Origin of the sequence: Paenimyroides ummariense, from assembly GCF_900115115.1 — a bacterium.
GTDB lineage: Bacteria > Bacteroidota > Bacteroidia > Flavobacteriales > Flavobacteriaceae > Flavobacterium > Flavobacterium ummariense.
Genome location: NZ_FOVI01000043.1, coordinates 1 through 15,368, shown reverse-complemented (window position 1 = coordinate 15,368; position 15,368 = coordinate 1). Strand labels below are relative to the sequence as shown.

6 protein-coding genes and 1 pseudogene are annotated in these 15,368 nt (G+C 39.9%); 2 read left to right on the top strand and 5 right to left on the bottom strand.

Annotation, left to right across the window (positions count from 1 at the left end; genetic code table 11):
* From BM253_RS16360 to BM253_RS16340, 5 genes and pseudogenes are all read right to left on the bottom strand, one after another.
* Positions 1–317 (bottom strand): annotated as a pseudogene (locus BM253_RS16360) (gliding motility-associated C-terminal domain-containing protein); the annotation flags it as partial.
* A 79-nt stretch (positions 318–396) separates the two neighbouring features.
* Complete coding sequence (locus BM253_RS16355; RefSeq protein ID WP_091526441.1) at positions 397–909, bottom strand: hypothetical protein; 513 nt, start codon at positions 907–909, stop codon at positions 397–399.
* Between the two features lie 10 nt (positions 910–919).
* Positions 920–5,971 (bottom strand): DUF8202 domain-containing protein, encoded by a 5,052-nt coding sequence (locus BM253_RS16350; RefSeq protein WP_143095695.1) that lies wholly within the window; start codon positions 5,969–5,971, stop codon positions 920–922.
* Positions 5,972–6,049: 78 nt separating this feature from the next.
* On the bottom strand, positions 6,050–8,635 hold the full coding sequence (locus tag BM253_RS16345) for a tropomyosin (protein WP_091526437.1): 2,586 nt from the start codon (positions 8,633–8,635) through the stop codon (positions 6,050–6,052).
* 97 nt (positions 8,636–8,732) lie between these two features.
* The gene (locus tag BM253_RS16340) at positions 8,733–11,879 is read right to left on the bottom strand and encodes a beta strand repeat-containing protein (RefSeq protein WP_091526436.1); all 3,147 of its coding nucleotides are present in this window, start codon (positions 11,877–11,879) and stop codon (positions 8,733–8,735) included.
* A 341-nt stretch (positions 11,880–12,220) separates the two neighbouring features.
* On the opposite strand from BM253_RS16340, the gene BM253_RS16335 reads away from it, so the two are divergent.
* Both BM253_RS16335 and BM253_RS16330 read left to right on the top strand, forming a co-directional pair.
* Complete coding sequence (locus BM253_RS16335; RefSeq protein WP_091526434.1) at positions 12,221–14,173, top strand: sensor histidine kinase; 1,953 nt, start codon at positions 12,221–12,223, stop codon at positions 14,171–14,173.
* Positions 14,174–14,222: 49 nt separating this feature from the next.
* Entirely contained in the window at positions 14,223–15,278 is a 1,056-nt protein-coding gene (locus tag BM253_RS16330; RefSeq protein WP_091526432.1) for a hypothetical protein, read from the top strand.
* The last annotated feature ends 90 nt before the right edge of the window (positions 15,279–15,368 follow it).

The following is a 15,368-nucleotide window of genomic DNA, read 5'->3' as shown; positions in this document are numbered from 1 at the left end:
AGTACATCGTAAAAGCTGCTTGGTGAAGTTCCTTCGATCTTCTGCATCTCGGGCATCAGCCCTTCAAATACCACATAGCCCGTGCGGCTGTTGGTGGTATAGCTAAACAAGCCTTCGTTATTGTAATGTCCGTAAAAGTGCATTGCACCATCGTTCAATACATCACCCGTGGCTTCGTTCTTGAAATCGAAATACGTGGATACCTCCGTGCCCGGGTCTACTTTTAACAATCCCTGGTTCACTGTCTGATCTGCCTGCTGCGCATAAATGCCAAAACACGCAAATACCAACATCAATGATATATAGTTTTTTTTCATAAGTTTTCTATTTATTGAATCCTGAACTTGTGCATACGTTCGTATTTAGGTAAGTTCTGAGATAATTTAAACGAATGTTCTATTTCCAATAATTCCAAACCAGACCATCAAACACCGCAAGTGCCTTTCTGTTGGTATCGTAGCACATCATGCCCGGATAAGGGCTTTTTACATTCAGGTGCGGATTAGAAATTTTAGGTAAAACCAGTGCTTTGTCTGCGGACTCCAGTACCAATACGCCGTCTACGGTTGTTGATCTGGATCCGATTACCGTTTGCTTACCGTTGTCAACGGTACCGCTATACGGTGCAACAGGCACGGTTCCTGAAATTTCTCCCACACCGGAAAGATCAGCCCAAGTACCGTTCTGATACATTTTTACAATTTTGGCAACCTTATCAAATAAAAACGTTCCATTTGCCGGTGTAGCGGGTAAGGTTTCTACCGCAGGCAAAATAATGCCTTTGGTAGTACCCGTTGCAAAATCTAAAACCGCGGATCCGTCTGCTGTTTTCTTTTCGATGGCAGTTTGAGATTGTACACTATTGCACAACATTAAACTTAAAACTGATAATATGAAGTACTTTTTCATGATGTTAATTTTAATTAGTTGCAGGAATACAATCTTTAGCCAAACAATTCCAAACCGTACCGTTGTAAAGTTTTACGCAGGCTGCTGCAATATCATAGATCAACATACCTTCTATAGGATTAACTATAGCTGCCGATGAACTTACCCTGGTGATTACAAAACCTTTGTTTTTCGATTCGATCACTATATGGCCATTATTCACATTAGCCGGCCAGCCTGTGGTACCACCAGTAAAACCAACTAAATTAGAGATTCCCGTAGTACTTGGTAAACCAGCTGCATCAAATACACCCGGGTTGGTACAAATTCCTGCTACCGCCGGTGCACCACAAAGATTGATCTCCGGGGTGTTAGCAAAGTTATATTGATTCTCGGTAGCATCTGCACTTGTACCATCACCCATACTCCCGTTAACCCTATGTCCTATATAACCGTATCTTTTGGTGTTATCCTTAACCGTCATAGAGGTATGCCCGCCGGTTTCTACTGCTATTACGGTATCGGTCCAGTTGAGTTTACCAATATCATACGGATTGGTGGAAGGAATACTGCCCGGCATCTCGGTAGGGTTTATAGGATTGCCTGTACCTCCAAGCATAGTATTGTGATTTTCTCCCCAAGCCCACAACCTGCCGTCCGCTGTCAATACATTGATAGAACCACCATTTACAGTAAGAAGACCATCGTGTTCATTTGGGCTGATCCAAACCACATTGGTTAAATAATCGCCCGCCGTTGACGATTTTTGTACCTGTACCCAGGTATTGCTGTTTGTGGTAGTAAAATTACCTAATTGTCGGTAGGTGTTTATACCTAAACTATATAGATTACCATTGGTATCTAAAACATAATAAGTTACACCTCTCGTTGCTCCTATCATTTTAGGAGTCGCGCCCGCTGGTAGTGTCATTTTTGTAGCAAATGGTCTCGCTGCTTGAGCAGTGCCATTTCCTAAGAATGTATTCTGTCCCCAAGTATATACCTCGCCAGCATCAGTTAATGCCATTAGTGCGTGATCACCATTTCCACGTATGGCCACTACATTATTTAATGTTGTTGTTGCATCAATATGTACCCGGTGCCATAGTTGGTCGTTTGTAGTATTATCTGGTGTATTGTCTCCGTAAAAGCTGTTAGATTGTGCCAATACCCAAGCTTCGCCCGTACAAGTGGTCAATGCCAATGTTCGGTATGAGCCAAAGAGCATTTTGACATCTGCAGGAGCCACCCCGTCAGGTAATCCGTCTGCCTTTGGTGTACCGCCATTTACGCCGTAAGTTCCTATACTTACTTTCTGAAAAGTAGTACTGCTTGTAATATCTGTTGAGATCAAGTATCCCTGCCCTCCCCAAGCAAATAGACCATCTGTGGTCAAAACTACTTTTTGATTTCTAGTTATATTTAAGCTTCCGGCAGTAAACTTGAGTATATCACCGGTTAGTGCAGGATAATTAGTGTTATTGACCTCAATAGGACTTAATATGTCGCTTACACCATTGTTTGCCATATCTTCCCCCCATACCATTAGTTCTCCGGTATCCGCATCACGCATCATGGTGCTGTGGAACGTACTTACCATATTATCATACTCTATGGTGTTTGGATCTGAGGTATTTAAGAAAGTATTTGGATTACAGTCGTCGGTAACACAATAGCTTGAAAGAACGGTTGCGAAAGTAATGTATCGCTGTACATTCTCTGTATCAAAATTATTGCTGAATACCCATTTACCATTGGTATATGTTCCTGCAACACTTTTTACATTGGTTGTAAAGGCGGCATCGTCTGCAACCAGCATATAAACCGTATTCGATGCAGCAAAACTACTACCAAAAGTAGACAAGTCTGCTTCGAAATACAGCACGTTCGGCGTATTTTTACGCTGAGACAGCCATACTCGCTGAATTCTCTTCCAAGTATTTCCTGCCACAGTAACGCTGGTAAGATTTGGGCTCGTTACATTGTTATCTCCCAATAAGAAATAGGTTTTATCGTTTGTGAATCTGGTACGCGCCGCATTGTCGTTTGGATTCACAAAATCATTGGTAGTTGCCACGGTAAGAATGGTTCCGGCATTCACACTTTTTGATACCTTTTGCTCAAAAAGCCCGATGTCTTCTCTTGCCACACCAAAAATATTATTGTTGTAAGCGGTGTTGGTGGCACCGTTCCATACCATAGCTGCATCGGCATCAAGGTAATGGTCTGTATCTACCCGCCCTAAAGTAATACCGTATTTAATTGCAAGGTAAGAATCTACCCTTCTGCGTTCCAATGCTGTTACATTTCCTGCTCCGTAAATAATGGTTTCTGCAATATGTCCGATAAAACCATCGTTATCACTACCGCTCCCTGTCCATTTGGTAGAGCCAAAAATATGTCCGCCAAGTGGAACTCCCATAGCTCCCGTGCTATTAAAAGTAGCTCCGTTAACAGCGCCATTCAGTCCCCTGCTGTAAGGTCGATCCAAAAAATTATAGTACATTATACTTGGTATAGTTGTACTGAAATTCGGTGTAACACTAGGGAAATTAGTAGAGCCATTATAAACCCTTCTTTCAACATTCCCGTTTGGCCAAACCCCTAAATAATCCCAGTTATCAATAGTAGTATTCACATTATCCATACCTATACTAAAAAGATGGGGATTAGAGCCACCAGGAGATGTCATCCCTTCTTTTGTTACCATAAAAAGGTCGTTATTGGCATTAAAAATTGTTTGAACAGAGCGTGTTCCAATAGTTTGGTTTATGTCTGTAAAATTAACCCCGGCGTTAAAGTTGAAATAATCAACCGCACCCTGCTTGTATTTAGGAAGACTATTTCCTGCAACACTTGAAACCGTATTGCCTGACCACTGATCAACCCAGGTGGTTACATCGGTACCATCACCTGTATTTGCCGCACTTTTATCTCCTCTATACCAATAAGTTAATCCATTAGTAACACCTGCAGGAGCATATCCAAAACCTGCAAAGGTAAAGAATTCTCCATTAGTTAAAATAACATTAGCCGTGTTGTAAACTACCCCGTTTACCGTAACTTCTGAAGCCATCGAAGTAAAGGTATCGGTATTATCAAAAGCGGCATCCGTAGATTGCACGAGGTACAGGTTATTTACTCCTTTCGGCCAGGCAACGGTTACTGTGCCTACACTGCCGGTATTCTGTACTTTCCAGATCGATTCGAAACGGAAATTGGTTGGGCCGTTAGTGCCCCCTGTGAAAACCAAAGGCATTTTAAGTCTTTGTTCCAAGCCATTGTCACCTGTCATTAGGTACTGCTGGTCGGTAGTTAAGCCTGTACTATTGGCTGCGTTATCGTTAGCAAAGCCCGTTGTAGCAATTACTAATTTTTGTGAGTTATTTACACTTCCCGACTGTTTTTGGCTTAATCCAGAAATATCATCTCTTGCAATACCGAAAATGTTGTTGTTGTAACCGCTATTCACGATAAGGTCCCATACGATAGTACTGTTTGAAGTAAGGTAATTTTCTTCTAAAGTAACTCCGTTCTTTACAGCAAGATAAGTGTTTACCCTAGATTGCTCGTTAGCGGTTAAGGGGCGTTTATACCAGATTACTTCCATGATATCTCCCGGGAAAGGCCCAGCGGCACTCCAAGTTCCTTGGCCTATTCTTAAACGTTGACCATACAAATGAAACCTGTTACTACTCGCCGTACTTGGGTAAGTTTTATATACACCGTTCATCCCTAATACTCTCTCTCCTCCTGCTGAAGTTGAAGTTCCTCCAGCAGCAACCGGATTATTCCCTATACCCGAGACAATATTGGTGCTACCAATATTAAAAGGGCGCTCGTCGAATTGATCAGCGTTAGCATCACCACTAAATTTATAAAATCTTAGTTTTCCTGTTTCAATAGAAAACCCCGGCTCGGCTCCGTTTCCGTCATCATCAATCCCGGTAATGCGTCCTGTTCCTGAAGAGGTTGGTCTAATTGCTGAAAAAATAGAATGAGACACATTACTTAACAGCCCATTTGTCGGGTTCAATACCGAAGTAGGGTTATTAAAATATTTAGATCCACTATAACCTGTCGTATACGGATGAAAATTATGTGCTCTGTCAGCAGCAGAAAGTGTCATTCCGCCTACGTTCGGAATATTATCTGCATTCGCAGAATGGTCTTTCCACGCTGTAGCAATAGTTCCCGCATCGTCTGCTTTTACCCAGAAATCAGGAGCCGAAACGCCTCCGGGGGTAGAAACGAGTGTTAAAGAAAACTCATCATAAGTATAATAAGCCCCTACTTTATCAGGCAAACTTGTTGCACCCGGACGTAACTGCCCAACAGTCATATACTGTTCAGTTCCGGTGGCGGTGTATAATAAATCAACTTTTACCCATGCATTGCGAGACGCCGCACCATAAACATTGGTATTCGTACTAGGAATTAACACCCTGCCAACACCGAAGTCATTTCTTAATGAAGTCCATCTGGGATTGGTGTTTCCAACCGTATTGGCAGCAACAGGGGCAGCAGCAGAAAATACAACTCCTAAATATCCTTGTTCAGAACTTGGCAGATCATCGAATGTCATAGTCGAAAAAGTAATATTTGAAGGAGCCGCCCCATACATATGTGCCGTATAAAAGGAAATACGATAAGTTTTACCTGCTTGCAACGGACTAGAAAGCTGGATGGTCATATATTCTTTATAATCAGTCAAATTAGTAGTAGCACTATCGAATGCTTCTAAAAAAGTTCCTGAATAGCCTGTTCCGCTGTAAGGTCCTATTTTAGAGGATATATTACCAGTACCTAATGTATTCCAGTAATCAGGAGACCCTGCGGTTGCCCCCAAAGAATTTAACCAGCCAGTGGCTCTTTGAAATTGTGACGGATTTGTAGGTAGCTGTGAATAAGTTTCAAAGCCGGCATTAGGAATCAAGTTTTGTGCACTTGCAGATAATCCGACTACAATCAGTAAAAATAAAAATGTATTAAATAAGAGTTTTTGAATGCACCTATTAACCATATTAGGTTCAGTGAGATCCAAACGAAATGTTAAAAATATGGATGAAGTATAGCTTTTCATAATTTACACTTTAAGTAGCTCTTCCCTAGTGTTCGGGAAGAGCAGAATTTAATTGAATACGTTTGTAACAAAAGGTACTTACTGTTTAATTAACAGGTTTTCCAGTTTTTTCAAGCGTTCTTCCAATTCGTTTGTTTTGTTTTGAAGTGCTTCAATTTCTATATCTTTTTGGGTAAGCGTATCATTCATTTCAATTACGTGCAGATACAATTCTTCCAGTTTCTCTAACTGCTGCATAGAAAGCTGGGTTAGATCAATGGTATATCCATTCTCACCTACAGTAATTTCACTGATTGGCGTAATGCCCGGTAAGTGTTTGTTCTTTTTAATGAATTCGGCTACTTCTTTTAACGATTTAAATTTGTAGTCTTTATAAATTTTAGAGAAACCGTTGAAATAATCTTCAAATACATAATCGGCATACACACTGTTTGTTGTCCACAATTTACCTGTAGTAGAGATATCACCGGCTACGTGTAATTTAGGCTGAATAGTTGAACCACCTACCACGAATGATGGGGCAGTTGTTGCTCCAATGGCTACTTCGCCAGTTGATGTTATGCGCATTCTTTGAGTATTGTCAGTTAGGAAAGATAAAGGCGTAGCTCCTTCTGTTCGTATATCTAAGCCAGTAGTTCCTGTACCTCTTGCGGCAACCTGACCTTTAAGGTTATTATCAGCATAAACATCTACAATTGAGTTTCCTCCAGTAACTGTGATAGATCCTCTATTAGTTCCTGTAGCTGTAACCCTTCCTTCGGTTGCGTTGGTTGATATACCAACCGTACTACCTGTACCAGCAAACCTTAATAAATTATCAGCTGTTGTTACTGTTCTAAGTCCTGTTAAAGTGCCATTTGCATTATAGATGTTTACAGGAGTCGCAGGTAAACCTGCCACCGTACCCAGTACGCCATTGGCATCTGCCACTACTGTTCTGGTTGCTGTAAAAGTTTGATCCTGACTTGAAGATTCGTCTCCGTCAACTGTAGTATTAATGGCATTAGTAGCACCATTCAGCGGAAGATTTCTTAATCTCGTTATTCCATTATTGTCTAATTTTTCGGTAGGGATATCTGTATTTACACCAATATTTCCCGTACCTGTAACACGCATTCTTTCTACTCCAGGAGTATTGCCGCCCGCACTTGTTGAAAATAATAATGGTACTGGGTTTGTTGTAAAACTACTACCTAACCTAACTTGATCGGCTCCAGCACCGGTTGCTGTTAAATTGAGAGAACCACTAGGAAAAGACTGAATATCAAAACGATTATAGGTAGCACCAGAGCCCGAAGTAACATAGATATCTGCATCGTTAGTACCGTTTGCTTCAACCCCAATACGACCATTAGGATCAAAATAAATTTCTCTTTCTGGAGCGGCGAAGGTTAAACCCCTTCCACCCATAGTTACTACCCTGTTGCTTGTTAAGGTACCATTAGCATTGTAGATATTCACAGGGGCAGCCGGGTTCCAGGCTGTACCGTTCCAGGTCATTATATTACCTGCAACTGTTCCTGGTGTTAAGCCCAAAGTATACGGACTGGCCGTTGTTCCTGCTCCAGTGCGCGTTAAGCCACCGTTTAAAGTGGCATCGGTTACCTCGTTGCCAATAACACCATCTACTTCTGAAAAAAGAGTGGAAGGATTTGACCATACCATTTTCCCTGTGGCAGTCTGGGTCATCACCTGACCATTTGTACCACTGGTTGTTGGAAACCAGTATTCACCAGTTTGTACAGCTGCAGCATCTCTGAAATTAAAGCGTACCCCGTTTGCTTTTTGAACGAAAATCTCCGAACTGTTGTTAAGCGGGAACGGATCGGCTGCACCATTGGTATTGGTATGTCTTAAGCGGAGACCATCGTTCTGTAATGAAACTGTAGAACCAAAATTATCTGCAACATTATAACTCTCCAAACGGAATTCACCAGTATTTAGTGTTCTTGCTGTAGAAATCGAATTAGTACCGTTTACCGATGTCATTTCTGATTGAATATCAGAAGCTGAAATTGCATTTGTAGTAGTTCCTGAAACAGCTTGTAATAACGCCCTTTGGTCACTTGCAGATGCTATTCTGTAGTTGGTTGGCGATGAAAACCAATAGTGCATAGCCCCATTTGGATTAAGCGGAGAACCCACTTCTGTTCCGGTAGCTCCGCCGGCTGCAGTAATTTCAGATTTAAAATCACCTTTTACCTCCATTTTTTTGGTTGAAGCTGCGGTACTGAAATCGCCTACTGCCACGCTACCTGTCTGATAAATACTTTGGGAATTGGCTGTTGCTTCATTGGTTGTATTTTGTTCACGCCAAGGCTCTGTTTTAGCATCGGCACCTGTGGCAACACGTACCCATTGCGTACCATCGTTATAGTAGTAGCCCGGTGTTACATTGTTTGGTGCCGTACCTGCTGTTGCCGTATTATACACTGTCATACCCGCAACGTGTGCTGCCAATGGTGCAAAACTGTTTGTTGCAGTTAACCCCAAACGAGGAAGTAAAATACCTTTATTGGTACTTTCTACTTCTAAAGCTGCGTTAGGGTTAATTAATGTTGGGTTATTCCCTATTTTTTGTTGTGTTACCTGTGCAAATCCTATTGATGCAGTTCCAAGACCAAATGCAATAAGTGCTGCTATATTTCTAGTTACTTTATTCATAACCTGTATGTTTTTATTTATAATAATAGTAGAGATTTTATATTTCAGAGGTTAGAAAACTAAGGTTAGACCTATATTCTCTTTTTGTTAGAACTTATTAGTCTATCTTATACCAGTTTGTTCCATTACTCTGAATACGCATAGTACCTTGTACGTTGAATTGGTTAAAAGTTACACCGTTGGCTAAAGTTACCTGTTCGCTCAACGTTATAATATTACCTGATCCGTCCATTTTACGCAGAATTAATATTCTACCATTATTATCACCAGCAGCAGGAAGCGTAACTGTTAAACCCGAACCTGAAGCATCAATTAACAAAGTATCGTCGTCTGCACTTACGGTGTGGCTTGCACTAATGCTTGCTACCGTATTTGCCGGTTTATAATATGCACCGCCGTCTGTACCCACTGTAATTTCGTTACCTGCATCGGCACTTACTACCTCTGCTGTTGTAGGAGTACCGCGTTCAGGAGTATAAGTAATAACACCTGTAGCATCGTTCTGAACCATTGATGTCAATGTCTCTTGTGCTCTTACTAAATCGCCTAAGTTTAAAACCGTGCTTACACCGCTCTCGTCTACATACGTCAACGTACCAGTAGTGTTGTTCACCGCTACCGTGGTTACCGTTTCGAAGCTGTCCACAACATCCGATAAATCGATCGTTTGCGCAGTACCCGCTTCGTTCGTGTAGGTCGCGATTCCTGTTGCTGCATCATACGTCAGGTTCGTTACCGTTTCGTTCAATGCCACTACATCTTCCAAATACTCCTCGATCGTAGTATACGTATTACCGTTTACCGTTACAGGACCACTGTTAACGATGTCGTTGAACTGGTTTACGATCGACGCAGGGATGTTTACCGTGGTTACCGTACCGTTCTCACTTGTGTAAGTATACGTGCCGTTGTTGTTGTCTACCAAAGTGGTTACTGTTTCATTGGCTGCTACCAACGCCCCTAAATCCAATACCGTGCTTACGCCGTCTTCGTCTACATACGTTAGCGTGCCTGCCGCATTGTCTACCGATACCGTGGTAAGAGTTTCGAAGTTCGGTACCATAGCCCCTAAATTCAGGGTCGTTGCTACCCCGTCTTCGTCGTTATAAGTAAGGATACCTGTTGCTGCATCAAAGCTTGCGCTGGTTAAGGTTTCCTGTTCTTTTACTAAATCGCCTAAGTTTAAAACTGTGCTTACACCGCTCTCGTCTACATAAGTCAACGTACCCGTAGTGTTGTTCACCGCTACCGTGGTTACCGTTTCGAAGCTGTCCACAACATCCGATAAATCGATCGTTTGCGCAGTACCCGCTTCGTTCGTATAGGTCGCGATTCCTGTTGCTGCATCATACGTCAGGTTCGTTACCGTTTCGTTCAATGCCACTACATCTTCCAAATACTCCTCGATCGTGGTATACGTGTTGCCGTTTACCGTTACAGGACCACTGTTAACGATGTCGTTGAACTGGTTTACGATCGACGCAGGGATGTTTACCGTGGTTACCGTACCGTTCTCACTTGTGTAAGTATACGTGCCGTTGTTGTTGTCTACCAAAGTGGTTACTGTTTCATTGGCTGCTACCAACGCCCCTAAATCCAATACCGTGCTTACGCCGTCTTCGTCTACATACGTTAGCGTGCCTGCCGCATTGTCTACCGATACCGTGGTAAGAGTTTCGAAGTTCGGTACCATAGCCCCTAAATTCAGGGTCGTTGCTACCCCGTCTTCGTCGTTATAAGTAAGGATACCTGTTGCTGCATCAAAGCTTGCACTGGTTAAGGTTTCCTGTTCTCTTACTAAATCGCCTAAGTTTAAAACCGTGCTTACACCGCTCTCGTCTACATAAGTCAACGTACCCGTAGTGTTGTTCACCGCTACCGTGGTTACCGTTTCGAAGTTGTCCACAACATCCGATAAATCGATCGTTTGTGCAGTACCCGCTTCGTTCGTGTAGGTCGCGATTCCTGTTGCTGCATCATACGTTAGGTTCGTTACCGTTTCGTTCAATGCTACTACCTCTTCCAAGTATTCTTCTATCGTTGTATACGTGTTGCCGTTTACCGTTACAGGACCACTGTTCACGATGTCGTTGAACTGGTTTACAATCGACGCAGGGATGTTTACCGTGGTTACCGTACCGTTCTCACTTGTGTAAGTGTATGTACCGTTGTTGTTGTCTACCAACGTGGTTACTGTTTCATTGGCTTTTACGATACTTGATAAGCTTGCCCATTCTACATTGCCTGCCGCATTGGTGATCAGCATAGAATTCGCTGTGCCTTCCTTAATCGATACCTGGTATGGATCGGCTGCTGTTCCTGTTCCGGTTACATCGATAAACGTGCTACCCCCAATGTTGATGGCATCGTTTGCTATACTGGTTAAGTATTCTTCAAAGGTATTGTATGTTGTACCGCCAACGGTGATCTGTTCGTTTACGATGTCGTTGTAAATATTCTCGAACTGGTTCACTACTGCTGCAGGTACATCGATGATCGCAGTTGCTCCTGCTTCGTTGGTATATGTATACGTTCCGTCGTTATTGTTTACGATCGTGGTGATTGTTTCGTTCGCTTTTACGATGTCTTGCATATTGATTACATGTGTAGTTCCAGACTGGTCTACATACGTAAACTGTGTACCATCGTAATAAACGTTTCCGCCAACATACGTATTACCCAATACTTCGATCAGTTCGTTTAATACATTGGTATCACCTAAAATGGTTTCTATATTATTAATAACATTATCAGTAGCATCAATTACCACAGTATCTCCTGCTTCGTTTGTGAAGGTATAAGTACCGTCAGGATTTTTAACAACTGATGTGGGGATATTTATTGCCGACAAAGGAACGGATACTGTATTGCCGTCACTGTCTGTCAATACTAAATCTGAACCAATTACAGTTAGGCTTTGATTGGTTGTATTCTTATCCAACGCTATAACATCTGCATCGTTAACAATACGCATCCAACGGTCGATATACCAATAGTAATAGCCTGGTTTAACATCGTTTTGCGTATTTGTGTTAAATACCAGCAAACTGTTTACATTTCCGTTTTGGATGGTGGATGCATCAGTAGAACTGGTCAATCCAACGCGTGGGATCAGGATACCTTTATTATTAGATGTGACATCTAACTGTGCAGAACGGTTTGGTGTTAAGGTTCCTATACCAACCTGACTGTAAGACTGCAGTCCCAACAACAGTAAAGATACTGAGAGTAATTTTCTATTCATAACAACTACATTTTAATTGATTTTATAAAGTGTTAAATTACTCTAAAGGTCTACAGTAAAAAATAGCAATAATTTGCTATTTTTTAACATTTTAGGTGACTCCGGTTATTAAAGAAAATAGAATATAAACAACTGATTTTAAATAATTAATAAAAGAATAAAGTACAATAGCCATATGCTTAAAATTGTACAAAACACCTATCTTAACAAATACCCGTTTTTTAAGATTAATTTTAACTATTAATTTTGATTTGTCTAAAATTAGATACTTACAATGACGTAAGTAGCACAGGTTAAGGGGAAATACCTGTTTAGACTTATACAACATATACCACCGGTAAATGAAATTAATCTTTTATTTACGAAAAACACTGTCTGTACTGGCAGTGTTCTTTGTATTGGCTATTGGTCACATCCAATTATGTTTTGGGCAGTCTTTAATACAAAAGGCAAAAAAAAGTTTTGACAGTCTTAACAATGAATACCATTCAAGAAGATTATCGGATGAAGAATATTTAGACGGAGCCGATAAATTAAGAGATCATTATCTTTTAACAAAAGGAGCCAATTTTACCACTGAACAACTAACCGAGCTATTGAGTCTGTATAAAAAAATTGGTTGGAGCAATAAGAAATATGACGGCGTACGCAAGAACTACTATCTTGCGTTTTTAAACAATGCTGCAATGTTTGAACAAAACGGTGCTTATATGTATTACGCAGATAAGATTGCACAAGAATACAAGAAGAACGGAGAGCAGGATCCTTTCATTGTGATTTCGGCAAAAAGCCAGATCTATATGGAACAAGGTCTGCACAATAAAGTAATTGCGTTATATGTACAGCAAAAAACATATGTTAAAACCCTTCCCCAGCTGTTGAGAAAGAATAAGATTGATGTTCCAACAGGAATTGATGCGCTAACTTTTCTGTCAGCTGGAGTTGTAGAGTCGTACATAAAAACGAATGATACTCTTGCCGTTTATGAAACGTCGGAATTAATCTATGAAATAGGGAAAGAGATACGTAAAAGATCTCAAGATAATAAACAGTACATGCTCTATAATGAGTTTTTTATGTTGGTTACGCAACATTTCGTGGCTTTATTTGAAAAAGACACTATAAAAGTAAAAAATATACTGGATGGTTTTACAGAACTAAAGATTACTTATAAAGATATAGAAACGGGAATTATAGACCAAAATCTGCTTCCATGGAAAATAGACTATTTTTTAGCATCGAAAAATATTGACAGTGCAAGTGTATATATCAAAAAAATTGAAAACTGGCATTCTTTTACTAAAAATCAAAAAGCTGAACTTTATCAATACAAAGCTAAACTACAGGAAATTAAAGGTGATATTACCGAAAGTAACAACCTACTTTATCTAGCCCTTTTGGAAGAGCAAAAAGTAAAAGAAAAGCTTAAGATTGAAATGGATAACCTTTTATATGCCTTTACCGAAGCCGAAAATACCCGAATAGATCTTGAACAGTCAGAAGCAGTAAAAGAAAGACGAACCAGATGGCTTGTAGTAATTTCTGTAAGTGCTGCTTTTATTATTTTTAGTATTTATCTGCTTATGCTTTACCGCAACAAAAAGGCAAAGGCGCAGATAGAGGATTTAAACAATGCTGCCGATATGCAGATCATTGCCATGGAAGAAACAAAATACCAGGCAGTACGTGAAGAGCAGCAAAGACTGGGACAAGATCTGCACGATGGGCTTTCATCATCAATTGCAGCGGTAAGATATCAGTTGGAAACATTGATCATGGATACTCAGGATACTGAATTAAAAGACAAACTGAGCAAACTTAGAAATGAAACCATAACAGCATACGAAGCAGCGAGAAACAAAAGCCACGAATGGTTTAACGAAGGAGACGAACAACAACAACTATCATTTGAAAAACAGATCAGAATACTGACCGATAAAGCTCTACCTGACAATATTTATCAAAAAAACATTCATATTGACAACAATTCATTATCAGGTGTTTCAACCGATACACGTATTGCATTACTACGCATTATACAAGAATCTATCACTAATATTATCAAGCATGCCAAAGCAAAAAATGTAGACATCCTTCTATATGAAGAAGAGGAAGAACTGATACTGAATATAATTGACGACGGTGTAGGGTTTGAAGACAAAATACACAACAAGAAATCAATGCTGGGAGTTCAATCAATTAAGCGCAGAGTTCAATATATGAATGGTGTAACAGAAATAAAAACAAGTGTGAAAGGCACTGTGATAAGAATTGCAATTCCGGCTGCTAAATAATCAAGGTTATTCTATCACTAAAAATTTTTAACTTTATAAAAAAAAACCAATGAAAAAGCTAAAAAAAATAATTATTTACGGGTTTGTGGGTATCATTAGTATTTGCTTGATATCTGTACTATGTTTTGTTATAAGTAACAAATTGTTTTTAGAATCAGAAAATAAAGAAAACATAAGTTATTTAAAAAATAATAATACCGTTGTTCATGATAGAATTACAGACGAACTGTTTGATGAGGATTTTTACCAATCGGATGTTTTTCTGTTGGGAGAAATTCACGGATATGCCGATAACCAAAAACTAGATAAGGAACTTTTTTTCTATTTAAACAAAAAACTTGGGATTAAATACTATCTAGCAGAAATGGACAGTTTAACAGCCAAAGATCTGAATACATTTTTAGCAGATAGTATTAAAAAACCTACATTACTTAAAAAGATCGTTTTAGAAATCGGCAAACGAATTCCGCAACAAAGCAGTAAAGAGCTTTTTGAAAAATGGGAAGAAATTTATGCTTACAACAAACAACTGCCTGATTCCTTAAAAATCACCGTACTTGGAATAGACAAAAATTTCAGCGACAACTCTTCAACTTCAAGAGACGAAGCCATGCTTAACAACTTTAAGAACTACGTTAAAGCTATGCATTTGGAGAATGAAAAATTTTATGGTCTTTTCGGTTATTTTCATACACTTCAAACTCCGATAAAAGGAGCAGATATATTGTTTGCTTCAGAGTTAAAAAATGCAGGGTTTAAAACTACCAGTTTTGTAAGTTATACCTTAGATAGTGAAGTATATCTGCCTAAAAACCCGCAATTCCCTACACCAGAGAATGAAAAAGCAGATTGGATAAATGCAGATGGTCCTTTACAACTGGTAAAAGGCATTAATGATCTTGCAGCAGTAAGTAAACCTAATACCATTACTCTTTATAAATTAAACAGAGATGGATCACCTTATTTTAAGACGCAACGTCTTGCAAATATAAAATCAAGGTTTTTTGGTGAGAATATTACTCCGACAGAAAACAGTTTTACCACCGACTATTTTCAATACGTTTTCTTACTGAGAAATTCAAAACCCCTCACAAGATTAAAATAAAAAGAGGCTGTCTAAAAAGGTCTTTGGTATAATCCCCGACATGTTTTTTGTCGGGGATTTTTTTTATTGTCCTCAAATTTTGTTAACTTG

Bases quoted from the DNA above. Each gene is read 5' to 3' on its own strand.
- BM253_RS16355 (WP_091526441.1), bottom strand. From the start codon at position 909: ATGAAAAAGTACTTCATATTATCAGTTTTAAGTTTAATGTTGTGCAAT.
- BM253_RS16350 (WP_143095695.1), bottom strand. From the start codon at position 5,971: ATGAAAAGCTATACTTCATCCATATTTTTAACATTTCGTTTGGATCTC.
- BM253_RS16345 (WP_091526437.1), bottom strand. From the start codon at position 8,635: ATGAATAAAGTAACTAGAAATATAGCAGCACTTATTGCATTTGGTCTT.
- BM253_RS16340 (WP_091526436.1), bottom strand. From the start codon at position 11,879: ATGAATAGAAAATTACTCTCAGTATCTTTACTGTTGTTGGGACTGCAG.
- BM253_RS16335 (WP_091526434.1), top strand. From the start codon at position 12,221: ATGAAATTAATCTTTTATTTACGAAAAACACTGTCTGTACTGGCAGTG.
- BM253_RS16330 (WP_091526432.1), top strand. From the start codon at position 14,223: ATGAAAAAGCTAAAAAAAATAATTATTTACGGGTTTGTGGGTATCATT.